The organism is Pseudomonas sp. LFS044 (assembly GCF_047978245.1).
In the GTDB taxonomy this organism is placed as follows: Bacteria; Pseudomonadota; Gammaproteobacteria; order Pseudomonadales; family Pseudomonadaceae; genus Aquipseudomonas.
This window is the reverse complement of sequence record NZ_JBFPFX010000047.1, coordinates 1-22,021: the sequence shown is the minus strand read 5'-3', so window position 1 is coordinate 22,021 and position 22,021 is coordinate 1. Positions and strand designations below refer to the sequence as shown.

Genomic DNA, 22,021 nt, shown 5'->3' with positions numbered 1-22,021 from the left:
GTCTTCAGTCATGCGCCAAGGCGGACAACCATGGCCTGACTGGAACGGCGCGTTGCAACAAATGTAGGAGCGGGCTTGCCCGCGATGCGCCGCGCGGGCGGCGCTCGATCTACGCCCCACCACAACGCTCAAGGCATGCACCCCAATCCCACCACAACACTCAAGGCATGCGCCCCAATCAAGGCATGCGCCTCAACCCACCCTCACCCCTCAAAACCAGCGATCGTTCTTCTTCCGCCCACGGGTCAACGCCGGCAGGATCAACCCCATCAACAGCCCCGCACCGGCAATGCTGCCGCCGTACACCATGTAGCGCATCATCACCTGCTTGTTCTCGTCGCCCAGGCGCGCCTGGGTGTCGCGCAGGGTCGACTGGGTCTGGTCGAGCTGCTCGTTGAGCGCCTTGTTGCGCGCTTCCAGTTCGTCAACCAGCTGTTTGCGTGAGTCGAGGGTTTCCTGCATGCCCTGTACGCGGTTCTTCCAGCTGTCGTCGATGGTCTTGAGTTGCCCGGACAACTCCGCCACCTGGGCATCGAGCTGCGGCAGCCGTTCATTCTGGCCGGGCACCGCTTGCAGGTCGCTGGAGAGGATCCATACCAGGTCGCCGTTCTGCCCGCGTACCTGGCTGTAGTTGCCCTGGCTGCCGACCAGGGTAAGCTTCTGCCCCGACTTGAGGGTGCCAACGATGCGGTGGCCATCGGTCGGGCCGCTGCGCACATAGGTGCTCAGGCTGTCACTGACCCAGCGCGCATCGCTGGCCGGCTCTTCGGCGTGCACGGGGGCGGCGAGGGCCACCAGGGCGGCGATCAGGCTGCCGCGCAGGGCAGGGAGGGCGAGGGAGGCTGGGCGGGATTCAGGCATGTGGGGTCTTCGCTGCAACGGGGAAAATAGGCCCCCTACGGTGGATCGTGGGTAGGCCGGCGAACCGGTCGGTTAATTGACCGTCAGCGAAAGACCGCATTTTTGTAGGCAGGTTCACTGCTTGGTATAGGAATTGTCTGCAGGATGTTGCAAAAGACAGGCTAGCGATGTCTAAACCGGACTCTCGCGGGCAAGCCCGCGCAGAGCCCGCTATTGCTCAACTTTCAGGCTGGGGAATGATGGCCAGCGCATCCGGCTCCGGCCCGGCCTTCCAGCGGGCCTTCTCGCTCCAGTTGGCAGTATCGATCACCGCCACCTGGTCACCGCCGCTGATCGCCACGTACGCCCGCTTGCCATCCGGCGACACCACCGCGCCGATCGGCAACGCCTCGGCACCCAGCAAGGTCTCGCGGTATTCGGCCCCTGCCTGCGCAAGGCCAATGCGCTTGATCTCACGTTTGGCCGCCACGTCGATGACGGCCAGTTCCGCCGACTTGGCGCAGGAGACCAGCGCGTACTTGCCATCAGGTGTCATGGCAATGCGGATCGGGAAGCGGCCGGTACGAATACGGTCAGTGACCTCCAGGCGTTCGGCATCGACGATCACCACCTCATCGTCGTCATGGTTACTGACCCACACTTGAGTGCCGGTCGGGGCCACGGCAATACCTTCGCTGCCGTTGCCGGTAGGGATGTCAGCGATCTTTTTCTTGTGCAGCAGGTCGACCACCGACAGCGTGCCTGAACCCATATGGGTGACATAGGCGCGGTCGGCACCGGGAGACAGCGCGACCATGTGCGGCTTGCCACCACCGACGTCAATACGGTCCAGCACCTTGCCTTGGGCCAGGTCGACGATCAGCAGGCGTTCGCTGTCCTCGGTGGTCACCACTACCCGTTGGCTATCCGGCAGAAAACGGATGCCGTGGGGGCGCGAGTCCTTGCCCAGGTCGATGGTGCGCACCACCGCGCGCGACGGCCAGTCGATCACGCTCAGGCTGTTGTTGGCCGTGCCTTGCACGCCATAGTTGCCGACCACCGCCAGCTGGCCATTGCCGGCCACCACCACTTCATGCGGGCCGGTACCGACTGGCAAGCGTGCCAGCTCCTTGCCGTTGCTGATATCCAGCGCCGAAACGCTGGCGTCGGCCTTGTTGCCCACCAGCAGCACATCGGCGGCCAGTGCCGGTGCGGTACAAGCCAGCAGTGCGCTGGCCAGGGCCAGGCGGCGGATGTGCGGGATCATCGGGTTGTGAGGGAAGGGCATGTGCAGTCTCCTTGGGTTTGCAGTCCATGTTGCATGCTCAAGGCTGTGACCGGGCCTGGCCTCAGGCGTTTAGATTTTTTTCCCGTGACCGGGGCCAGCCCCTAGGGCGCCGCAAGAAAGGTACGCGCCATGCAGTCCTTGCAATTGACGATGGTCTCTTTCGGGCCGTGCTGTACATGCACCAGGCCCGAGCCGCAGTGTGTGCAAAAGCGAGTACCTGCGCTGGTCGTGGTGCTCGCCCAGGCCCGCGGCAACTGCTCGATGTACTCGCCAATCTTGCGCCGCATACCGTGATCATCCTGTTTCAGCAACACGTCGAACAACACCCGGTTCAAACTACAGCGCGGGGCGTTGCTGTCGTAGCTGCACGGGTTGAACTGCCACTGTTCCCTGACGGCCCGTTCGGCCATCGCCAGCATGTTCCCGGGGATGGTATTGCTGGCATGAAGGCGGGTGACACGGTTGCGCGCAATGAATGCCAGCGCGCCGCGCACTGCGGTATTGGCAAGTGACTTGATAGCGTGCAGCGCATGCATCCCAAGCAGTTGAGTGGCGACCTCCGTGGCCTTTTTCCGGGCTTCGAAAGGCAGGCCATGCTCGGCACAGCGTGCGGCGATGAACGCGCAGACTTCTTCTACCGACAGCGTCTCGATGAGCTCGGCCAGCGCGTCGCGCGATTGCGGTTGCGGGCCGCTGGACAATGCCTCGTGCAGGGCCCGATACAGTGATGACAGGCTTGCACGTTGCCGGCCCTCCAGGCTGACATTGGCGACCCAGTACACCTTGTTGCGCCAGGCCTTGGGTGTGGGGTCGTCACTGAAGGCATCCTGCGGTGAATCGGGGTCGGCCAGCAGGATCAGGTCTTCGTGCAACGCCTGCAGGATTGCCGCATCCATGGCCGCGCTAGGGCTGACCCGCGCGTCACCGGTGGGTTGCTCGGCCGGGATCAGGCGGCTACGCTGAACATCCATGCGCACTTCGAGCATGGCCATCAGTTGCAGCTTGCAGGTAATGGACAAGCTGTGAAGGGGTACAGGGTCCCGCTTGGTCAGGCACCAGTGCTCCTGGATGCGCTTGCGCTGCTGCGCCTGCTGCTCAAGCCGCGCCTGCTGACGCGCCTGCAGGCAGGGCGGGCAGGCGCAGTCACGCCGCCAGCGGGCACGCCCGGGAAAGTAATGGCGATGTGCGCAGGTTTTGCAGAAGGCCATGTTGTCCTGGCGGCTGGACGCGGTCTTGGTTTTGCGCCGCTCGTACAGGCTTGCGTGGCAGTAAGGGCAGCACAGGGTTGCGCTAGGCACCGGCGGGAACGCCTTGATCAGGCTGCTGGGCGGCAGGTCGATGGCGTAGCGCTCGAGCAGCTGCGCAATTTTCTCTCCACCGATGTACTCGCTGTACAGCGTTTCGACCTGTTCAGCGGTGAGGTGCTGCAGTTTTGCTTCGAAATCCGACAAAGCTGAATCTCCCTGAGTAAAGTCGGTAATGACGCACTCCAGGCATGATCGTGCTTGTCAGATGGCCCTGTGAAGTTGGCAGCGGCTGGATAATTCTCTGATGCGTGTAGTCCTTTTCTGATTAGTGCCAAACCCTGCACTGTTTGCCATTGACGCCAGGCGACGAAGCGTGGGTAACCGCCATCGTCAGCCGAGGGCGAGGGGCTAGACTCAAGGTTCCCTGCTCACCCCTGGAGCCTTGCCATGACTGCCAAGAACACCATCTGCCTGTGGTTCGACCACGATGCGCAGGACGCGGCCAACTTCTACGCCAGCACCTTCCCGGACAGCCAGGTGGTGGCGGTGCACCAGGCACCCAGCGATTACCCGTCGGGCAAGGCGGGTGATGTGATCACCGTAGAGTTCACCGTCATGGGCATCCCTTGCGTAGGCCTCAATGGCGGCAAGGCGTTTACCCATTCCGAGGCGTTTTCGTTCCAGGTGAGTACCGAAGACCAGGCCGAAACCGACCGTCTCTGGCACGCCATCGTCAGCAACGGTGGCCAGGAGAGCGTCTGCGGCTGGTGCAAGGACAAGTGGGGGATCTCCTGGCAGATCTGCCCGCGGGTCCTCATCGAGGCGCTTGGTAATCCAGACCGGGCCGCGGCCAAGCGGGCGTTCGACGCGATGATGGACATGGGCAAGATCGATGTGGCCGCGATCGAGGCGGCGTTGCGCGGCTGAAGCAGGCTATGCCTGGGTCAGCCGAATGATCTGCCGTGCACAGAACGCGCCGGTCAGGATCACGCCAAACAGGCGCAACGTCTGCATCGCCAGCACCAGGCCGACATCGGCGTGGGTTTCAACCGCGATGATCGCCATGGCATCCAGCCCACCCGGGCTGGTTGCCAGGTACATCGACAGGAAGTCCGTGCCCATCGCCAAGGCCAGCACCCAGGCACAGGCCGCGCACAACACGATCAATACCACCGCCCCGGCAATCATGGTCGGCAGGCGCTTGCACACATAGCGCACGGTCTGGCGGTCGAAGCGCAGGCCGATATAGCAGCCGATGGCGCCGTAGGCGAGGGCCAGCAGCGGCTCTGGCAGGCTGATGGTCAGCAACCCGCTCAGCTGTAGCGCGCCGCCCAGCAGCAGCGGCATCAACAGGGCGCCTGCGGGCATGCGGCTACCGGCCAGTACGCCAACCGACACCACCCCAAGGCTGAGCAAGATGTCGCTCACATGCGCGCCTGTCATCACCACCGGCGCGCTGGCCGCAGCGCCAGCGCCCGGTGTGGCGCCGAGCAGGTGGCTGACCAGCGAGCCGATCATCACCACGCACACCACCCGAACATACTGCATGGTCGCCACCACCCTGGCGTCGGCGCCGTTTGCCTCGGCCATCGACACCATGGCCGAGGCCGCGCCCGGGGCGGTGCCCCAGGCGGCGGTGCTGCCGGGAATGCCGCCGAAACGCACGGTGCCGAGGCCGACGAGAGCGCTCAGGGCAACGGTGATGAAGGTGGCCACCAGCATCAGGTGCCAGGACTGCGCCATTGACACCAGCACGGCCCAGCTCACCGAGTGGGCGACCAACAGGCCGACGCAGCCCTGGCCGAAGCGGAACACCTGGCGGTGCAGGTTCAGGCGCGCGCCGGAAACAGCAAACACGATGGCCACCAGCATGGGGCCGAGGAACAACCCGGCCGGTACGGCCAGGGCATGCAGGAACTGGCCGAAGGCTCCGGCGCAGGTCAGTAAAGCGAGCCATTGGAAGAGGGTTCTGGAAGAGCCTGAAAGGGCGGTTTGCAACGGCGATACTCCTTGCGCAGCGATGACGCGGGCTGGCAGCGCCAGCGCAGAAAATTATCGACGGAGCAATCGATCAAGTCTATTTTCTACTTTTGATGAATCCATAACTGAAATTCATGAATCATGGACCTGCGCGACCTCACCTATTTCGAAACCATCGCTGAGCTCGGCCATTTGGGCCGCGCTGCAGAGAAGCTCAACCGCAGCCAGCCAGCATTGACCAAGAGCATTCAACGGCTTGAGGAATCGTTGGGCACACGCCTGTTCCAGCGCGATGGCCGGCGCATCAAGCTCACCGATGTCGGCAAGCTGCTGCTGGCGCGGGGCAAGCAGCTGCAGTTGAACATTGCCGAAACCGAACGCGAGGTGCGCGACTTCGCCAGCGGGCTGGTGGGCAATATCCGCCTGGGCTGCGCGGCGAGCATGGCCGACCACTTGCTGCCTCACCTCACCGCCGCGTTGCTGGAGCGCGCGCCGGAGGTGACGTTGAAGCTGTCCATCGCGCAGGACGATGTGCTCAAGGAGTCGCTGCGCGCTGGGCGGTTGGATGTGATCATCTCGCCACAGATTGCCGTCGACCCGGAGTTCACCACCTACCCGATCCTCGAAGATGAGGCGATCGTGGTGGCCAGTGCCGAGCACCCGGTGTTCGCCGGCCCCATCGCACTCGAGGACCTCTGCCAGTACCGCTGGGTGCTGGCCGGGCCGACGGTGACTGCCCGGCGCTGGCTCGACAATGTGTTCATCGCCCATCAGCTGCCGGCGCCCCAGGTGCAGATCGAGACCAATGCAATTTCGCTGTTGCCGCGGCTGATCGCGCGCACCCAGTTGCTCAGTTTTGCCGCGCGGGAAACCCTGGAGCATGGGTTGGGGATGTCGTGGTTGCGCGAGGTGCCGTTGAAGGCGACCACCATGCGCCGGACCGTGGCGGTTTCGGTGCGTACCGACGGCTACCTGTCGCCTGCGGCGGGGGCATTGGTGGCTTTGCTCAAAGACAAGGGCAGCAGCTTTTTCGAGCGCGATTGAGCTAGCGCCCGCGCCGCCGCGAGACACGTGCCTCGATGTTCTTGCGGCCGATCAGCAGTGGCGGTTTTTCCACCACCGGCTCGTCGGCCAGCCACTTGTACATCACCAGGCAGTCGACCAGGCCCAGGCGGGCGTGGCGGTAGGCCTTGGGCAGGCGGCCGACGGTGTCGAAGCCCAGCTTGTGCCAAAGGGCCACGGCTACTTCGTTGCTGGCCACCACCGAGTTGAACTGCAGCGCCAGAAAGCCCTCCTGGCGCGCCAATTTCTGCGAGTGCTCGCACATCAGCCGGGCAACGCCACGGCCACGGGCAGCTTCGCAGACCATGTAGCCGCAATTGCCGACGTGGGCGCCCGGCCCTGTGGCGTTGGCCTTGAGGTAGTACGAGCCCAGCAGTTCGCCGTCTTGCTCGGCCACCAGCGTGCGCAGGGGCAGCTCCAGCCACAACTGGCGTGCCTGTTCGAGGCTCAGGGCTGGGTCGTAGGCGTAGGTTTCGCGGGCCTGGACAACGGCCTGGAAGGTGGGCCAGAAACGCTCGAAGTCGGCGGGCGTCATGGGGCGGATGTGGATCATGGCGGTACCTGCAATGGCTAGGCCGCCAAGTCTGGGTGGCGCGGCGCCGTCGCGCAAGGGTAACGACGCCGCGTTGGGTTAGCTGTTGGCCTTGCCGACGGCATCCATGGCGCGGGCCGAATAGACCAGCGCGGCACCCGCGTTCATCGCCACCGCCACACCGAGGGCTTCGGCGATCTCTTCGCGGGTGGCACCTTGCTTGACCGCCTGCTGCGAATGCACGGCGATGCAGCCGTCACAGCGGGTGGTGACGGCCACGGCGAGGGAGATCAGTTCGCGGGTCTTGGCGTCCAGGTGGTTGGTCTTGGCACCGGCGCCGCTGGCGGTCATGTAGCCGGCCACGGTGTCGGGGGACAACTGCTTGAGATCACCGATGCCCGCCATCAGCTGCTTACGGTAGGCATCCCAGTCCATCATGCTCATCGTCTTCACCTTGGGGGAGGTTGCGAGTGGAGCTATCAGGCTAGTTGAATATGTGGGGAAGGGTGATGGGCTTGTCTTGAGATCTTCAGCGGTTATGAGATCGAGCGCCGCCCGCGCGGCGCTTCGCGGGGCAAGCCCGCTCCCACATTTGTTGCAACGTGCCATGGCCTGATAGGCCATAGTTGTTAGCCTTTGGTGGCTCGACGAGGTTTTTCGGCTGGCACTGCTGCCGCCTCACCTGTCTTCAGTCATGCGCCAAGGCGGACAACCATGGCCTGACTGGAACGGCGCGTTGCAACAAATGTGGGAGCGGGCTTGCCCCGCGAAGCGCCGCGCGGGCGGCGCTCGATCTCAAGGGCGCTGAAGATTACAAGGCAAGCGCTTCGCGAAGCGCCGCGCGGGCGGCGCTCGATCTCAAGGGCGCTGAAGATTACAAGGCAAGCGCTTCGCGATGCGCCGCGCGGGCGGCGCTCGATCCCACAGGCGCCATCAACCGCCCGACATGCTCAGATATAAACAAACACCAGCACCAGCGCCGCCACCACCAGCCACTTCTCCAGGTAGTAACGCATGCGGTTGCGCTTCTTCAGCGCCTTGCCACGTTCACGGATCTTGTAGATGCGGGTGAACAGGCGGTTGATGCCGCCGGTCTTGTCGTTGGCATTGTTCGGCGCGGCCGCTGCGGCCATCACATTGCGGCTGAACCAGCGATTGAACGCGGTGGCCCAACGGTACTTCAACGGGCGTTCGATGTCGCAGAACAGGATGATGCGGTTATGTTCGGTGGTGTTGGCCGCGTAGTGGATGTAGGTCTCGTCGAACACCACCGCTTCACCGTCGCGCCACGAGTATTTCTCGCCGTCCACGTCGATGTAGCAGCCATCGTCGTTCGGCGTGTCCAGGCCCAGGTGGTAGCGGTAGGAGCCGGCATACGGGTCGCGGTGGCGTACCAGCTTGGCCCCTGGCGGCAGGGTGGCGAACATCGCTGCCTTGACGGTGCCGATGCCTTGCAGCAGTTCGGTGGTGCGTGGGCACAGGTTCATCGCCGACGGGTGGCTCTCGCCGTACCACTTCAGGTAAAAGCGCTTCCAGCCGGTCTTGAAGAACGAGTTGAAGCCTACGTCGTCGTAGTTTTCCGACTTCTTGATCTCGCCCACATGCAGCAACTGCTGGGCTTCCTGGCGGATTTCCTGCCAGTGGTCCTTCAGTGGTTGCAGCTCAGGGAAGGCCTCGACCGGCAGGTAGGGCTTGGCCGGGTGCCGGGAGAACAGGTAAAGGAAACTGTTGACCGGGGCCAGAAAACTGGAATGGTCACCCAGCTGGCGAGTCAGCTTGTGACGTACCCGACCGCGCAGGTGAACATAGGCGATCGAGAGGGCGAAGATCAGTACGAGTGCAATTTTCATGGACGATTACTTGTCGAAAAAATGGCCATGCGCCATGGCATAAGCCCGCCAGCATAAACAATCATTGGGGTAGTTTGTACATATTGTTACGTGAATTCCGGGCGACTTAGGTGTAATGCCCTGCAGACTGCGCAAACGTTTAAGGTCAAGGAGCACCCATGGTTCAGGATATCCGCCCCAGTGGCGCCCCCTTCAAACGGCTGTTTTTTGCGTTGCCCGTGGCGGACGCCCAGCGCCGCGCCATCGCTCAGTGGCGGCGTGGCCTTGAGCTGCGCAGCGGCAAGCCAGTGCCCAGTGAAAACTTCCACCTGACCTTGCTGTTTCTCGGTGATGTGGATGCGGCGCAAGTGCCGGCGATCTGCGCCGCGGTAGACAACCTGGCGCGCCCGGCTGCGCCGCTGCGCCTGCTGCTGGACCAGCTCAAGGCCTGGCCGCGCGCCAATGTGCTGGTGCTGGAGCCGCAGGATACGCCGGCGGCGCTGCGCCAGCTGGTGTATGGGCTGCAGCAGGCGCTGCTGCCCATGGGGGTTGCCGAGCAGGCCCGTGAGTACCGGCCACATCTGACCTTGTCTCGGGAGTTTCGCGGCCAGGCGCCTGAGGCCAGCGTGGCGCCAGACTTCTTCGTGACGGCCCGGCAGTTCACGCTTTATGAATCACGCAAGGGCCAGTACTGGCCACTGGCGCAGTGGCCGCTGGGGGCATGAGGCGGGTCAGAACTGCGGCGTGTACTTGACCGTGAACATGAAGTTGCGCGGCTCGCCGTAGTTATTGCTGCCGTTGAGCTGGTTGAAACCGGCCACCCAGTACTTCTTGTCGAACAGGTTGTTGCCGTTGACCGCCAGGCTGACTTCAGGCGTCAGCTGGTAGGCCAGGCGCGCGCTCCACACGGTGTAACCGGGCACGGAATAGGTGCGCTCGTAGCCCAGGGTGTGGCTTTGGGTAGTGAAGCCAAGGCCGGTGCTCCAGCGCTGACCGTCCAGCGGCAGGGTGTAGTCGGCCCAGGCGCGCAGCATGTGCTTGGGTGTCCATTGGCTGAATACCCGGCCTTCCTCATCCGGGTCGTCGAGGAACTTGGTGGTGTTGTAGGTGTAGCCGGCAAACAGCTGCAGGCCGCTGAGCACTTCGCCACTGATCTCGGCCTCGATGCCCTGGCTGCGCACCTTGCCCGCTGCGGTGGAGCAGTACCAGTCGTCACAGGCAAAGCCTGAGGCCACGTCGGTAACCGCGCGGTTTTCCTGGTCGTAGCGGAACACCGCCAGCGAGGCGTTGACCCGGCCGTCGAACAGCTCGCCTTTCAGGCCCGTCTCGTAGTTGCTGCCGATCACCGGCTTGAGCGGCGCGTTGTTGACGGCGCGTTCGGTCTGCGGCACGAAGACATCGGTGTAGCTGGCGTACCACGCCCACTCGCGGGTCAGGTCGTAGACGAAACCGGCATAGGGCGTGACCTCGCCCGACTCGGTCATGCGGCTGGTGGGGTAGCGGTTGCCCGGGTCAGTGCGGCTGTTGAAGTCGATCGAGTCCCAGCTGTAGTCGAACCAGCTGACGCGCGAACCGACGATCAGGGTCAGGTCGTCGATGGGCTTGACCCGCCACACCCCATACAGGCCTTTTTGGCGAATGTCGTAGCTGGCCCGGTTGGCGCGGGCGAGTTCGCCGTCGAACATGCTGTCACGGCTGGGCTCGGGGCGGTTGTGGTCGATGTCGAAGATGTTGTCGTCGGAGGCATCGAAGTTGCGCCAGTAGGCGTCGTCCGAGGTCAGCTTGGAGTAGTTGCCGCCTACGGTGATTTCGTGGGCCACGGAGCCTGTGTCGAAGTGGCCTGTCACGTTCATGTCCAGGCCCAGCTTGGTGTTGTGAAAATCGGTGATCCAATCGGCGTAGGTGATGCCGCTGCCGTCAGGCTCAACGCCCTGGCCGGTGGTCTGCACACGCTGGTGCGTGGAGGTGTTGGTTTCGTCCATGCGCACGGCGGCGGCCTTGAACGCCCAGTCGTCGTTGAAACGGTGCTCCAGGTCCAGGTAATAGGTGGTGACCTCGTTTTCTGCCCGGCTCCAGCGGGCGCCGGTGTAGGTTGAGCGCGGCAGGTCGATGGGCTTGCCGTCGGCATAGCGGGGCAGGCCACGCAGCATCGGCCGCGACTGCTGGCGGTTGTAGCTGATGCCAGCGCCAACGGTGGTAGCGTCGTTCAGGTCGATGTCCAGCGCACCGTACAGGGAGTGGGACTTGCCCCATTGGTAGTCGATGAAGCTGTCGCTCTGGTCTTCGTCTGCCACCACCCGGCCGCGCACGCGACCGTCGTCGGTCAACGGGCCGCCGGCGTCCAGTTGCAGGCCATAGTGGTCCCAACTGCCGGCCTTGCCGGTGACGGTGACGGTCGGGGTGGCCTGGCCGCGCTTGCGCACCAGGTTGATCGCGCCGCCCGGGCTGCCGGTGCCCTGCAGCAGGCCGGAAGCACCACGCAGCACCTCCACGCGGTCGAAGAACACCAGGTCCTGGGTTGCCCAGTTGCCCAGCGAGTAGTTGTTGCGTGGGATCGGCACGCCGTCGTACTGCCAGTCGTCGATCTGAAACCCGCGTGAGGTCACCACCACGCCCGGCCCGATACCTTGGGCGCCGACGATGCCGGTGGTGTGGTTGAGCGCGTCCTGCAGGTCGGTGATGCCTTGGTCGTCCAGCTGTTTGCGGGTAATCACCGTGATCGACTGGGGGATTTCCTTGAGCGTGTGGGTACCTTTGCCCAGGGTGACTGCGCGTGCGGCGTACGAGCCGCTGCCCTCGCTGGTGGCATCCAGGTAGTCGTCGGTGATGCTGGTGCTCCCCAGTTCCAGCGCATCACCGCTCTGGGTGGCCGGGGCCACACTGAAATGCCCGCTGCCGGTGACCCGCAACTGCAGGCCACTGCCGGCCAGGGCCGCCTGCATGGCTTGCTCGGCGCTCATCTGGCCGACCACGGCGGGGGCCTGCTTGCCACGTACCAGCGCAGGTTCCAGGGCGATGATGGTGCCGCTCTGGCTGGCAATGCGGTTGAGCGTTGCCGCAAGGCTTGCCGGCGGCAGGTTGAATGCCAGGGTTGGCGCCTGGGCGAGGGCGTTGAAGCTGGTCAGGGCGGCGACCAGGGGCAAGGCGCGGGGCCAGAGGTTGTGCACGGAGTTCTCCCGATTGTATTGGCTTGTCAGGAGATAGGTGGGACGAGAAATGAAAACCGGACACGCTTGCGAATGATTTTCATGATTTTGTTGGCCGCGGGTGGGCTGGGCCGATCAAGGTCAGCCACGGGCCGTAGTGTTCAATGCTGATCGGCAGGGTTTCGGCCAGGGCTTGCAGTGCCTCGCTGGGCTGGTCGAGCGGGAATACGCCTTGTACCCGCAGGGCGCGGATGGCAGGGGCCACACGTACGTAGCCACGCTGGTACGGGCGCAGGGCATCGATCACAGTGTGCAGCGGTTCGTCGAGCACTTCCAGGCGCCCCTCTACCCAGGCGGCCCGCTGCTGTTGGTCGTCCTTCAGCGGCTCGATGGCATTGCTGCGCAGCAACGCGGCCTGGCCCTGCTGCAGGTCCAGCCAGCGGCCATCGGGCAGGCTGCTGCGCACGCTGTGTTCCAGCACCACGACACGGGTGGCGGTGTGCTCCTGGCTGACCAGAAAACGTGTGCCCAAGGCCTGAACCTGGCCCTGGGCCGTGCGCACCCGCAACGGGCGGCGAGGGTCGGCGGCCACCTGGATCAGCAATTCGCCACGGCGCAGCACCAGCAGGCGTTGCCCGGCATCGAAGTGCAGGTCGACGGCACTGGCGCTGTTGAGGCTCAGGCGGCTGCCGTCGGCCAGGGTGAAACTGCGCCGTTCGCCACTGCCGGTGTGCAGGTCGGCGCGCCAGTTCTGCGCAGTGTCACTGCGCCAGGCGCCCCACAACGCGCCACCGAACAGGCCAACGCTGGCCAGCGCGGCGAGCACTTCGCGGCGCGAGTGGGTAGGTTGCAGCAACACCTGGCGCGCTTCGGCGGCCTGGCCGGGGGCACGCTGCTCCAGCGCGCGCAAGGTGGCGAGCGGGCGGCCAAGGCGGCGCTGCAGGCGCTCCCAGGCCTGCTGGTGGGCGGGGTCTTGCTGCAGCCAGTGCGCCAGGCGCTGCAGCAGGGCGTCGTCGGGTGTGCGGGCGTTGACGGCCACCATCCAGTCGATGGCCTGTTCAGTGATCGCATCCAGCGGCCGGCTGCTCATGGCTGCACCTCGCACAGGTAGCACTGGCGCAGGGCCTGCTTCATGTAGCGGCTGACGGTGCGCTCGCTGATCTGCAGCTTGCTGGCGATGTCGACATAGCTCATGCCGTCCAGCTGGCTGTACAGGAACGCCGCCTTGACGATGGCGGGCAGGCCGTCGAGCACTTGGTCGATGGTGACCAACGCCTCGATCAGCAGCAGCTGTTCTTCAGCCGAAGGGGCCACCGGTTCCGGCAGCTGTCCCAAGCGCTCCAGGTAAGCCTGTTCCAGCTGGCGCCGACGGTGGCGGTCGAAAATAAGCCGTCGCGCGATGGTCGACAAGTAGGCACGAGGTTGCTGGATGCTGTCGGGGTCGACACGGGCGCCGAGCATCTGGCAGAAGGCCTCGGCAGCGGTATCCTCGGCATCGGCGCGGTTGCGCAGGCGCTTGTGGATGTGTTGAAGCAGCCAACGGTGATGGTCGCTGAAGAAAAAGCCCAGCTTGCGGGTCGAAGTGCTGTCCAACGCCTGGCATCCAGTTGTGAGTGTGAATCGTTCTCAATATTAGCCGGGTCGCTGGATGCCTCGCAATGGGGTGGCGCTGAACAGGTGTGCCCTCAGACAGGCAAACTCTGATACGGCAGTTCATCCCCCGGGCTACGGGTAAACTGGCGCTTGTACTCGCGGCTGAACTGCGAGGTGCTCTGGTAACCCACCCGGTGCGCCGCCTGCGCCACCCCCAGGCCTTCGCCGATCAGCATCTGCTGGGCCTTGAGCAGGCGCAAGCGCTTGAGGTATTGCATTGGCGCCATGTCGGTGCAGCGCTTGAAGTGCTCATGGAAGGTCGACACGCTCATGTTCGCGCACGCTGCCAGTGCTTCGACGCTCAGCGGCTCGCTGTAGTGTTCGCGCAGGTGGGCGAGGGCGGCGCCGATGCGGGCGAAGTGCCCCTGCTGTTCGACCAGTGCCCGCAACACCCCGGCCTGTGGGCCACGCAGTGCCGTGTACAGCACCTCACGGACCCGCGCCGGCCCCAGCACCTTGGCGTCGACCGGGTCCTGCAGGCAGCGCAGCAGGCGCTCGACACTGTCGCGCATCGGCTCATCGAGCGCTGCCGAGGTCATGGACTGGGGTGTTTGCGCCTGCACTGCGGCGTCGGGTGCCAACTCCATGCTCTGCACCAGTTCACCCAGCACGCCACGGTCAATGTCCACCGCCACGCCCAGCAGCGGTTCTTCTGCGGTGGCAAAGGTTTCGCACATGAACGGTACCGACAGCGCTTGCACCAGATAATGCCCGGCACCGTACTCCAGGGTGCGCGGCCCCAGGCGCGCAAGCTTGCTGCCCTGGGCCAGGATCATCAGGCTCGGCTCATAGATCTGCGGGCTGCTGGCCACGTAATGGTCCCAGCTCAACACCTGCACCTGGGGCAGGTGCGTGGGCACGAAGCCCGAGCGGCTGGCGAGGCTGCGAATAAGGGTACACAACGGGGCGTTGGCGTCGACGTGGCGGGTTAGCTGCATGATGAACCAGGGCAGAGAATCAGACAGTTGCATCATCGCAGATCGGCAGGTCAGCGCCAGGTGGCGGATGCGAGGTTCGGAGAATCAGGCATGCATGCCGGAGAATCTGCCGTGGGCACCGCAGCCGAGGGCGCGCAGAATGCATCGCCTGAATCGTTTCACTTCTCATGAGGTCCCGCATGTATACCGCCATCGGTTACGCCGCCCAAACCCCGACCAGCCCACTGGCCCCCATGACGTTCGAGCGCCGCAGCCCGCGCCCGGATGACGTCGCCATCGAGATCCTCTACTGCGGCGTGTGCCACTCCGACATTCACCAGGCCCGCAACGAGTGGGGCATTGCCGTTTACCCGCTGATGCCTGGCCATGAAATCATCGGCCGCGTAACCGCGGTGGGCGACAAGGTGTCGGCGCACAAGGTCGGCGACCTGGTCGGTGTCGGCTGCATGGTCGATTCGTGCCGCCATTGCGAGGCCTGCGCCAAGGACCTGGAGCAGTACTGCCTGGAAGGCCCGACCATGACCTACGCCACCCCGGACCGGGTCGACGGCAGCAACACCATGGGCGGCTATTCCAGCAGCATCGTGGTCAGCGAGCACTTCGTGGTGCGCATCCCGGCCGGCATGGACCTGCCTAGCGCTGCGCCCATCCTCTGCGCCGGCATCACCACCTATTCGCCGCTCAAGCACCATGGCGTCGGCCCCGGCCACAAGGTCGGCATTCTCGGCATGGGCGGCCTGGGCCATATGGGCATCAAGCTGGCCAAGGCGCTGGGCGCCGAGGTGACCCTGTTCACCCGCTCCCAGGCCAAGGCCGACGAAGCCCGCCGCCAAGGTGCGGACCACGTGATCGTCTCCACCGATGCCGAGCAGATGCGCGCCGCCGCCGGGCGCTTTGACTTCCTGCTCGACACCATTCCGGTGCAGCACGACCTCAACCCGTACCTGGAAACGTTGAAGTTCGACGGCGTGCATATTCTGGTGGGCCTGATCGAGCCGATCGACCCGGCGGTGCATGCAGCCAACCTGGTAATGAAGCGCCGAGTGCTGGCCGGTTCGTTGATCGGCGGCATCGCCGAGACCCAGGAAGTGCTGGATTTCTGTGCCGAGCACGACATCCGTTGCGACATCGAGATGCTGGACATCCGCAACATCAACCAGGCGTATGAGCGGATGATCGCGGGCGATGTGAAGTACCGCTTCGTGATCGACATGGCCACGCTGCAGGGCTGATTAGGGGGGGTGGCTGGCCGGCCTCATCGCGGGCAAGCCCGCTCCTACAGGAGCGTGCTTGCCCGCGATGAGGCCGGTGCAGGACTACCAGGCCATCGCCTTGTCCCAACCCTTCCAGAACAACCACCGCCGCACCTCGCCATGTGCCCCGGTGCCGATCTGCCACTCTGGCCGCCCGCTGCCCAGCGCGATCACCGAAATGAACCCGGCATGGCTCGCAGCAACCAGCGTGCGCCCGTCCGCGCTGAGGTCCATGGCGCTGATGGTCGAACCCAGGTAATGCTGCCAATGTTCCGCGCCATCCTCGCCAAACGCCCGCAGGTAACCGTAGGCATCGCCAACGATGTACTCGCCATCACCGGCTACCCCGGCATAAACCCGCGCGCCATCCTGCAGCAACGGTGTGCGCGGGTCTTCGCTGTAGTATTCGGTATCCAGCCCCGGCAGGTCCGCCACGCGTACCCCCAGGGTGCCGCCGTTGTAGAAGTGGCAGGCATTGATGATCAGTTGGTCGCCGCTGCGGTTGAACAGGGCGAAATGCGGGTACTCGCCGCCTGGGCCGATCTCTGCCACGGCTTGCAGTTGGTCGTTCAGAACCAGATGGCGGCTGCTCTGTTCGCCGACCACGATCAGCCGGCCATCCGGCGACACCGCGCCATGCTCCATGGCCAGCCCCAGGCCGATATCGTCCGGGTCGGTGCCTTCGGCCAGCGCTTCGAGCACCTGCGACTCACGTGGCAGCAACCGCGTAGCCCCCTCGGCGGCAAGCAGGAAAATGCCCTCGGCGCTGACCAGCAGCACCCGCTGGCCGTCCGCGAAAGGCACCAGCGTGGTGGGTGTCGGCGGCAGGTCGAACGGTTCGAACGGGTAACCCGCTGGCAGGCCTTCCAGCCCGTTCGGCCAGGGCAGGCGAGCAACCTGCGGGCCGCCCCAGCCATCGGTAACCCGTACCCCCTCGGCGTTGGCCAAGGCAAAGTAGCGGCGCTGCGGGCAGCGGCCAAAGTGCTCGATACCAATCACCGGGGTCACAGCCTGTTGATCGATGCGCACCACCTGGCCCTTTTCATACGGCATGCCGATGCGCGCCAGCAGGCTGCCATCGTCCAGCAGCAGGACGTTGCAGATGCCTTGCCCGTGGGCGTCGAGCAGGGGCACCAGCGGCAGGTGCGCTGGCGGCCAGGCCGCGCGGAAGGCCTGGCGTTGCTCTTCGTCGACACCTGGCCGGTTGACGGCCTGCAGGGCGTCCTGCCAGGCATCGAGCAGGTGCTCGGTGGCGGCGTGTTGCGGTTCTTCGAGGTCGTCCCAGCCTTGGGCGCAGCCTTGCGCGACGTAGCGGTTGATGGCCTGGGCATAGGCAGTGACCGCTTGCTGCCATTGCTGCTGGGCATGTTGATCGTTCATGGGCGGATCGGGCTCCTTGTTCCGCTTGCATTTCACACACAGCGCGCATGGTACCTGCAATACGCGGCGGGTTGTGAGGCACGATATTGACGCGTACCATGCGGGCATTCCCTCCAATAACAAACCCGTGCCTCAGCGCGGCCGATACTTGGCCCCTGACGCGCGTCCTTTCGCCATGCCTGCGGAGAACAGAATTCCACCCATGAACGGACCCATCCCCACCGACGTGCCAGCGGCCAGCGATGGCGGCAGCTGGCTGAGCGTGATCGCGCTGGCCCTGGCGGCCTTCATTTTCAACACCACAGAGTTCGTCCCGGTGGCGCTGCTCAGCGACATCGGCAGCAGTTTCGACATGACCACCGCGCAGGTCGGCCTGATGCTGACCATCTACGCCTGGGTGGTAGCCCTGGCCTCGCTGCCGATGATGCTGCTGACACGCAACATCGAGCGGCGGCGCCTGCTGTTGTTCGTGTTCATGGTGTTCATCATCAGCCACCTGTTGTCGTGGCTGTCGCAGAGCTTCGCCATGCTGCTGGTGAGCCGTATCGGCATCGCCCTGTCGCATGCCGTGTTCTGGGCCATCACCGCCTCGTTGGCGGTGCGCGTGGCGCCGCCCGGCCAGCAGGCGAAGGCGCTTGGCCTGCTGGCGACCGGCACCACCCTGGCGATGGTGCTGGGCATCCCGCTGGGCCGCGTGGTCGGCGAAGCGCTGGGCTGGCGCGTGACGTTCCTCAGCATTGCCGGGGTCGCGCTGGCCACCATGCTGTGCCTGATGAAATCGCTGCCGCTGCTGCCCAGCCAGAATTCGGGCTCGTTGCGCAGCCTGCCGATCCTGTTCAAGCGCCCGGCGCTGGTCATCACGTACGTGCTGGTGACGCTGGTGATCACCGCGCAGTTCACCGCCTACAGCTATATCGAGCCGTTCGCCTTGCACGTGGCGCAGATCGGTGGCGAGCGCACCACGCTGCTGTTGTTGCTGTTCGGTGGCGCCGGGGTGTTCGGCTCGCTGCTGTTCAGCCGCTACAGCGACCGCTTCCCGCATGGCTTCCTGGTTGGCTCGATCGGCCTGCTGGCGGCGTGCCTGCTGCTGCTTTTGCCGCTGTCAGGCAACTTCTACCTGTTCGCCGGTTTGAGCATGCTCTGGGGTATTGCGATCCTCAGTTTCAGCCTGGCGCTGCAGTCCAAGACCCTGAAGCTGGCGTCCGATGCGACGGATGTGGCCATGGCACTGTTCTCGGGCATCTACAACATCGGCATCGGTGGCGGGGCGCTGCTGGGCAGTATCGTCAGCAGCCAGATGGGCGTGGCGGATATCGGCATGGTCGGCGGCAGCGTGGCGGTGGTCGGGTTGCTGTTGGCGGTGGCCAGCACCCAGCGGTTTCGCGAGGCGCTGAGCCACTGACACTCGGTGCCAGTGGTGTTTTTTGTGGGTGCGGCGCGCAGCTGCCGCACCGGCGAACAGTGAAATCAGCCAAGCAGTGCAGCCCAGGCCGACACCAGCAGCAACCCCGCCAACCCGCGGTTGAACCACAGTAACCGCCCCGGCGCCTGCAACCAGCGCGCACTGCCCACCCCAAGCAATGCCCAGGCCGTCATGCACGGCAGGGCGATCAGCAGAAACACCAGCGCAAGTTGCCACACCGGCAAGGAAGGCGCCGCAAACACGCCGATCATCGCCACGGCCATCATCCACACTTTCGGGTTGACCACTTGCAGTGACGCTGCACTGAGGGCACCGAACGGCTTGGCTGCGCCTACATCCAGGGGCTGCCCGGCGCTGCGCAGAATGCGCCATGCCAGCCAGCTCAACCACACTACGCCGGCCCAACTCATCACCTGCCTGGCCAGCGGATGGCGCATCAGCACCTCGCCCAGCCCAAGCCCGACCAGCAGTACCACCGCCGCCGCCGCACCGCAGCCCGCCAGGATCGGCGCCACGCTGGCGCGCATGCCTTGCCGCGCGCCATGGGCCAGGATCAGCAGGTTGGTTGGCCCCGGGCTGATGCTGGCGACCAGGGCGAAGAGGATGAACGGCAACAACGAATGCGACATGGCGAAAGGCTCCGATTGAACAGAGGACCATGCTCGGGCATCGCCGCGCGTCAGTCTGGAAGGTTTGTGCAGCGGCGCCGGTAGTCTGCCGGGGTGAGCTGGTAGGCACGGCGGAACCAGCGGCCCAAGTGGCTCTGGTCGGCAAAACCCAGGGCCATGGCCACTTCGGTTGGTGTCTGGCCCTGAGCAAGCAGGCGCCGGGCGCGCGCCAGGCGCAGCTGGATCAGGTAGGCATGCGGCGCCAGGCCGAAGGCGGCCTTGAACGCGCGGGTAAGGCGAAAGCGATCGACGCCGCAGGCCAGCGCCAAGTCGTCCAGGCCGATGTCCTGGTCCAGGTGGGTGTGCAGGTAATCACGCGCCCGCTGCGCGGTCAGCGGCAGGCGCGGGTCGGGGTTCAGGCGCTTGCGCCAGTGCAGGTGGCCGGTCAGGCAGCCGAGCAGGTCATCGGTGGCGGTTTGCCGCACGATACGCAGCTCTTCGCCGTGCACGGCCTGGAAGGCGCGCGCGGTGGCGCCGACCAGGCGGGGGTCATGGCACAGCGGGGAGGCGATACTGGGCAGGCTGTCGCTCGGCGCCTGCTCGAACAACGCCCGCAGTTCGGCCTCCAGCCACTTCGGCTCCAGGTACAGCGTCGAATAGGTAAAGCCCTCATCTGTGGGGGCATGGCCGTTGTGGATATCACCGGGCTCGAGCAGGAACACATGCCCCGGCGTGCTGTGGTGGCGCACCCGCCGGCAATCGAACTGCTGCACGCCCTGTTCGGTGTAGCCGACCAGAAAACTGTCGTGCCAGTGCGGGTCGTAGGCGTGGCCAACGAAATGCGCGCGGACCGACTCGATGCCGGTGTCGGCGTCTTGCTTGAGGTCGATCCAGTTGGGCATGGCGGCAAGGCTGCAGAGGGGTAGGGCAGTTCACCTTATCGCAGAAGCTGGCAGCGGTTTAGAACATTTGTGCAGCGCGGCGCTTCATTGCGGCTGCTGGGCGGCGAAGCGGTCACGCAACCAGATGTGCAACTGCGACACCGCAGGCGACAGCTGCTTGCGGTGCGGGCACACCAAGGTCACCGGGGTGAGTTCGCCCGGGTGCTCGGGCAGCAGCACTTCCAGCTCGCCTGAGGCGACGTTGGCACTCACATCCAGCCATGACTTGTAGGCAATGCCCTCGCCCAGCAGTGCCCAGCGCCGCACCACGTCGGCGTCGTCGCTGAACAGCGGGCCGCTGACCTGCACGGTGCGGTTGCCCAGCCGCCATTTGTCGTAGGTGCGCCCCAGTTGCAGGTACAAAAGGCAGGCGTGTTGCTGCAGGTCATCGAGTGCCTGCGGCCTGCCGTGGCGCGCCAGATAATCAGGCGATGCTACCAGCACACGGCGGTTCCACGGCGCCAGGGGCAGGGCGATGTAGTTGGCTTCTTGGTTGAGGCCATAGCGGATGGCCACGTCCACCGGGTCGCGGAACAGGTCGGCCACCTGGTCGGAGAGGTGGAAGCGCAAGGTCAGCTCGGGGTGTTCGCGGCGGAACTCGCTGAGCCACGGCAGCAGGATGTTGCGCCCAAGGTCCGAGGGCGCCGACACCTGCAGCACGCCGCGCAGGGTCGTGCGCGCACCGTGCAGGTTATCGCGCCCCTGACGCAGGCTCTCCAGCACGCTCAGCGCCGTGGGCAGGTACAGCTCGCCCTCGGCGGTCAGGCGCAGGCTGCGCGTGGTGCGGGCGAACAGGCGTACATCGAGGTCGCGCTCCAGGCGCTTGATCGCGGCGGCAACCTGGCCGGGCAGCAAGTCAGCCTCGTGGGCAGCGGCGGTGAAGCTGCCCAGCGCGCTGCTGCGCACGAACAGCTCGAGATCAGTGATGCGCAGCATTTTCATTCCGTGGGAGAAAGTGTTGCTGCATTCTGCCGCTTTTTCGAATTATCAGGAAAGATACTATGCGCTCCACATCCCGTTCCGTTTAATGGAGTTGCAGCATGGATACCGTTTCCCTGGCCAAGCGCCGCTACACCACCAAGGCCTACGATGCGGCCCGCAAGATTCCCCAGGCCACCGTCGATGCGCTGCTTGAGCAACTGCGCCATAGCCCGTCCTCGGTCAACTCGCAGCCTTGGCACTTCATCGTTGCCGACAGCGCCGAGGGCAAGGCGCGCCTGGCCAAGAGTACGGCCGAGGGTTATGCGTACAACACGCCGAAGATTCTCGATGCCTCCCACGTGATCGTCTTCTGCACCCGTACCGAAATGACCGAAGCGCACCTGGACAGCGTGCTGGAGCAGGAAGCGGCTGACGGGCGTTTTCGTGACGACCAGGCCCGTGCCGGGCAAAACAACAGCCGTCGTCACTACGTGAACCTGCACCGCTTCGACCAGAAAGACCTGCAGCACTGGATGGAGAAACAGACCTACCTGGCCTTGGGCACGGCGTTGCTGGGCGCCGCGGCCCATGGGCTGGATGCCACGCCGATCGAGGGGTTCGACAGCAAGATCATGGACGCTGAGCTGGGCCTGCGTGAGCAGGGTTTCACCAGTGTGGTGGTGTTGAGCCTGGGTTACCGCAGCGAGGCCGATTTCAATGCCGGGCTGAACAAGTCGCGCTTGCCGGCTTCGAAGGTGTTTACTTTTCTTTGATGCGGGGTGGGGCCTAGGTGCCCGCCGAGGTTCTTGCGGGGATATTGAGGCCGGGCGCCGCCCGGCGAAGCGCTTGCCTTGGGATCTTTAGCGCCTTTGAGATCGAGCGCCGCCCGCGCGGCGCATCGCGGGCAAGCCCGCTCCTACATTTGTTGCAACGTGCCATGGCCTGATAGGCCATAGTTGTTAGCCTTGGTGGCTCGACGA

21 protein-coding genes are annotated in these 22,021 nt (G+C 64.9%); 6 read left to right on the top strand and 15 right to left on the bottom strand.

The window, feature by feature from the left end:
- Nucleotides 1–210: 210 nt before the first annotated feature.
- The 3 genes from ACNQPL_RS25890 to ACNQPL_RS25880 form a co-directional block, all read right to left on the bottom strand.
- Nucleotides 211–861 carry a TIGR04211 family SH3 domain-containing protein gene (locus ACNQPL_RS25890; RefSeq protein WP_387533286.1) on the bottom strand — a complete coding sequence of 217 codons (651 nt, stop codon included), beginning with the start codon at nucleotides 859–861 and terminating at the stop codon, nucleotides 211–213.
- Between the two features lie 217 nt (nucleotides 862–1,078).
- Entirely contained in the window at nucleotides 1,079–2,128 is a 1,050-nt protein-coding gene (locus tag ACNQPL_RS25885) for a cytochrome D1 domain-containing protein (protein WP_346612364.1), read from the bottom strand.
- A 101-nt stretch (nucleotides 2,129–2,229) separates the two neighbouring features.
- On the bottom strand, nucleotides 2,230–3,579 hold the full coding sequence (locus ACNQPL_RS25880; protein ID WP_416468305.1) for a hypothetical protein: 1,350 nt from the start codon (nucleotides 3,577–3,579) through the stop codon (nucleotides 2,230–2,232).
- Between the two features lie 243 nt (nucleotides 3,580–3,822).
- Here ACNQPL_RS25880 and ACNQPL_RS25875 point away from each other — a divergent pair, with 243 nt between their 5' ends.
- Nucleotides 3,823–4,302, top strand: a complete 480-nt coding sequence (locus ACNQPL_RS25875) for a VOC family protein (RefSeq protein WP_416468304.1) — start codon at nucleotides 3,823–3,825, stop codon at nucleotides 4,300–4,302.
- A 6-nt stretch (nucleotides 4,303–4,308) separates the two neighbouring features.
- Here ACNQPL_RS25875 and ACNQPL_RS25870 read toward each other — a convergent pair whose 3' ends face one another.
- On the bottom strand, nucleotides 4,309–5,373 hold the full coding sequence (locus ACNQPL_RS25870) for an AbrB family transcriptional regulator (protein ID WP_416468303.1): 1,065 nt from the start codon (nucleotides 5,371–5,373) through the stop codon (nucleotides 4,309–4,311).
- A gap of 123 nt (nucleotides 5,374–5,496) precedes the next feature.
- Between ACNQPL_RS25870 and ACNQPL_RS25865 the strand changes: the two genes are divergently transcribed.
- Nucleotides 5,497–6,399: a LysR family transcriptional regulator gene (locus ACNQPL_RS25865; RefSeq protein ID WP_346612368.1), complete on the top strand. Its 903-nt coding sequence runs from the start codon at nucleotides 5,497–5,499 to the stop codon at nucleotides 6,397–6,399.
- A 1-nt stretch (nucleotide 6,400) separates the two neighbouring features.
- Here the strand turns inward: ACNQPL_RS25865 and ACNQPL_RS25860 are convergent, their stop codons facing one another.
- The 3 genes from ACNQPL_RS25860 to lpxO form a co-directional block, all read right to left on the bottom strand.
- Nucleotides 6,401–6,970, bottom strand: coding sequence for a GNAT family N-acetyltransferase (locus ACNQPL_RS25860; RefSeq protein WP_346612369.1), 570 nt, complete (start codon nucleotides 6,968–6,970; stop codon nucleotides 6,401–6,403).
- Nucleotides 6,971–7,048: 78 nt separating this feature from the next.
- The gene (locus tag ACNQPL_RS25855; protein WP_346612370.1) at nucleotides 7,049–7,393 is read right to left on the bottom strand and encodes a carboxymuconolactone decarboxylase family protein; all 345 of its coding nucleotides are present in this window, start codon (nucleotides 7,391–7,393) and stop codon (nucleotides 7,049–7,051) included.
- Between the two features lie 506 nt (nucleotides 7,394–7,899).
- A complete protein-coding gene (gene lpxO / locus ACNQPL_RS25850) occupies nucleotides 7,900–8,799 on the bottom strand; it encodes a lipid A hydroxylase LpxO (protein WP_346612371.1) in 900 nt (299 codons plus the stop codon).
- A gap of 158 nt (nucleotides 8,800–8,957) precedes the next feature.
- On the opposite strand from lpxO, the gene thpR reads away from it, so the two are divergent.
- Nucleotides 8,958–9,503, top strand: coding sequence for an RNA 2',3'-cyclic phosphodiesterase (gene thpR / locus ACNQPL_RS25845; protein ID WP_346612372.1), 546 nt, complete (start codon nucleotides 8,958–8,960; stop codon nucleotides 9,501–9,503).
- A gap of 6 nt (nucleotides 9,504–9,509) precedes the next feature.
- Here the strand turns inward: thpR and ACNQPL_RS25840 are convergent, their stop codons facing one another.
- From ACNQPL_RS25840 to ACNQPL_RS25825, 4 genes are all read right to left on the bottom strand, one after another.
- Entirely contained in the window at nucleotides 9,510–11,945 is a 2,436-nt protein-coding gene (locus ACNQPL_RS25840; RefSeq protein ID WP_416468302.1) for a TonB-dependent siderophore receptor, read from the bottom strand.
- A gap of 79 nt (nucleotides 11,946–12,024) precedes the next feature.
- Nucleotides 12,025–13,014, bottom strand: coding sequence for a FecR family protein (locus tag ACNQPL_RS25835; protein WP_416468301.1), 990 nt, complete (start codon nucleotides 13,012–13,014; stop codon nucleotides 12,025–12,027).
- Complete coding sequence (locus tag ACNQPL_RS25830; protein WP_346612375.1) at nucleotides 13,011–13,517, bottom strand: sigma-70 family RNA polymerase sigma factor; 507 nt, start codon at nucleotides 13,515–13,517, stop codon at nucleotides 13,011–13,013. Before ACNQPL_RS25830 ends, ACNQPL_RS25835 begins: the two co-directional genes overlap by 4 nt.
- A 92-nt stretch (nucleotides 13,518–13,609) precedes the next feature.
- Nucleotides 13,610–14,515: an AraC family transcriptional regulator N-terminal domain-containing protein gene (locus ACNQPL_RS25825; protein WP_416468300.1), complete on the bottom strand. Its 906-nt coding sequence runs from the start codon at nucleotides 14,513–14,515 to the stop codon at nucleotides 13,610–13,612.
- 179 nt (nucleotides 14,516–14,694) lie between these two features.
- On the opposite strand from ACNQPL_RS25825, the gene calA reads away from it, so the two are divergent.
- Complete coding sequence (gene calA, locus ACNQPL_RS25820; protein ID WP_346612377.1) at nucleotides 14,695–15,747, top strand: vanillin reductase; 1,053 nt, start codon at nucleotides 14,695–14,697, stop codon at nucleotides 15,745–15,747.
- Between the two features lie 84 nt (nucleotides 15,748–15,831).
- On the opposite strand, the gene ACNQPL_RS25815 is transcribed toward calA, so the two are convergent.
- Nucleotides 15,832–17,148: a hypothetical protein gene (locus ACNQPL_RS25815; RefSeq protein ID WP_416468299.1), complete on the bottom strand. Its 1,317-nt coding sequence runs from the start codon at nucleotides 17,146–17,148 to the stop codon at nucleotides 15,832–15,834.
- Between the two features lie 202 nt (nucleotides 17,149–17,350).
- On the opposite strand from ACNQPL_RS25815, the gene ACNQPL_RS25810 reads away from it, so the two are divergent.
- Entirely contained in the window at nucleotides 17,351–18,550 is a 1,200-nt protein-coding gene (locus ACNQPL_RS25810; protein ID WP_416468298.1) for a sugar transporter, read from the top strand.
- A 65-nt stretch (nucleotides 18,551–18,615) separates the two neighbouring features.
- Here ACNQPL_RS25810 and ACNQPL_RS25805 read toward each other — a convergent pair whose 3' ends face one another.
- The 3 genes from ACNQPL_RS25805 to ACNQPL_RS25795 all read right to left on the bottom strand — a co-directional run bounded on the left by ACNQPL_RS25805 (nucleotide 18,616) and on the right by ACNQPL_RS25795 (nucleotide 21,056).
- The gene (locus ACNQPL_RS25805; RefSeq protein ID WP_416468297.1) at nucleotides 18,616–19,200 is read right to left on the bottom strand and encodes a LysE family translocator; all 585 of its coding nucleotides are present in this window, start codon (nucleotides 19,198–19,200) and stop codon (nucleotides 18,616–18,618) included.
- Nucleotides 19,201–19,250: 50 nt separating this feature from the next.
- Entirely contained in the window at nucleotides 19,251–20,081 is an 831-nt protein-coding gene (locus ACNQPL_RS25800) for an AraC family transcriptional regulator (protein WP_346612531.1), read from the bottom strand.
- A gap of 84 nt (nucleotides 20,082–20,165) precedes the next feature.
- Nucleotides 20,166–21,056 (bottom strand): LysR family transcriptional regulator, encoded by an 891-nt coding sequence (locus ACNQPL_RS25795; protein ID WP_346612381.1) that lies wholly within the window; start codon nucleotides 21,054–21,056, stop codon nucleotides 20,166–20,168.
- A gap of 104 nt (nucleotides 21,057–21,160) precedes the next feature.
- On the opposite strand from ACNQPL_RS25795, the gene nfsB reads away from it, so the two are divergent.
- Nucleotides 21,161–21,814, top strand: coding sequence for an oxygen-insensitive NAD(P)H nitroreductase (gene nfsB / locus ACNQPL_RS25790; protein ID WP_346612382.1), 654 nt, complete (start codon nucleotides 21,161–21,163; stop codon nucleotides 21,812–21,814).
- Nucleotides 21,815–22,021 lie beyond the last annotated feature (207 nt).

Bases quoted from the DNA above. Each gene is read 5' to 3' on its own strand.
- ACNQPL_RS25890 (WP_387533286.1), bottom strand. From the start codon at position 861: ATGCCTGAATCCCGCCCAGCCTCCCTCGCCCTCCCTGCCCTGCGCGGC.
- ACNQPL_RS25885 (WP_346612364.1), bottom strand. From the start codon at position 2,128: ATGCCCTTCCCTCACAACCCGATGATCCCGCACATCCGCCGCCTGGCC.
- ACNQPL_RS25875 (WP_416468304.1), top strand. From the start codon at position 3,823: ATGACTGCCAAGAACACCATCTGCCTGTGGTTCGACCACGATGCGCAG.
- ACNQPL_RS25865 (WP_346612368.1), top strand. From the start codon at position 5,497: ATGGACCTGCGCGACCTCACCTATTTCGAAACCATCGCTGAGCTCGGC.
- ACNQPL_RS25860 (WP_346612369.1), bottom strand. From the start codon at position 6,970: ATGATCCACATCCGCCCCATGACGCCCGCCGACTTCGAGCGTTTCTGG.
- ACNQPL_RS25855 (WP_346612370.1), bottom strand. From the start codon at position 7,393: ATGAGCATGATGGACTGGGATGCCTACCGTAAGCAGCTGATGGCGGGC.
- lpxO (WP_346612371.1), bottom strand. From the start codon at position 8,799: ATGAAAATTGCACTCGTACTGATCTTCGCCCTCTCGATCGCCTATGTT.
- thpR (WP_346612372.1), top strand. From the start codon at position 8,958: ATGGTTCAGGATATCCGCCCCAGTGGCGCCCCCTTCAAACGGCTGTTT.
- ACNQPL_RS25835 (WP_416468301.1), bottom strand. From the start codon at position 13,014: ATGAGCAGCCGGCCGCTGGATGCGATCACTGAACAGGCCATCGACTGG.
- ACNQPL_RS25825 (WP_416468300.1), bottom strand. From the start codon at position 14,515: ATGCAGCTAACCCGCCACGTCGACGCCAACGCCCCGTTGTGTACCCTT.
- calA (WP_346612377.1), top strand. From the start codon at position 14,695: ATGTATACCGCCATCGGTTACGCCGCCCAAACCCCGACCAGCCCACTG.
- ACNQPL_RS25815 (WP_416468299.1), bottom strand. From the start codon at position 17,148: ATGAACGATCAACATGCCCAGCAGCAATGGCAGCAAGCGGTCACTGCC.
- ACNQPL_RS25810 (WP_416468298.1), top strand. From the start codon at position 17,351: ATGAACGGACCCATCCCCACCGACGTGCCAGCGGCCAGCGATGGCGGC.
- ACNQPL_RS25805 (WP_416468297.1), bottom strand. From the start codon at position 19,200: ATGTCGCATTCGTTGTTGCCGTTCATCCTCTTCGCCCTGGTCGCCAGC.
- ACNQPL_RS25800 (WP_346612531.1), bottom strand. From the start codon at position 20,081: ATGCCCAACTGGATCGACCTCAAGCAAGACGCCGACACCGGCATCGAG.
- ACNQPL_RS25795 (WP_346612381.1), bottom strand. From the start codon at position 21,056: ATGCTGCGCATCACTGATCTCGAGCTGTTCGTGCGCAGCAGCGCGCTG.
- nfsB (WP_346612382.1), top strand. From the start codon at position 21,161: ATGGATACCGTTTCCCTGGCCAAGCGCCGCTACACCACCAAGGCCTAC.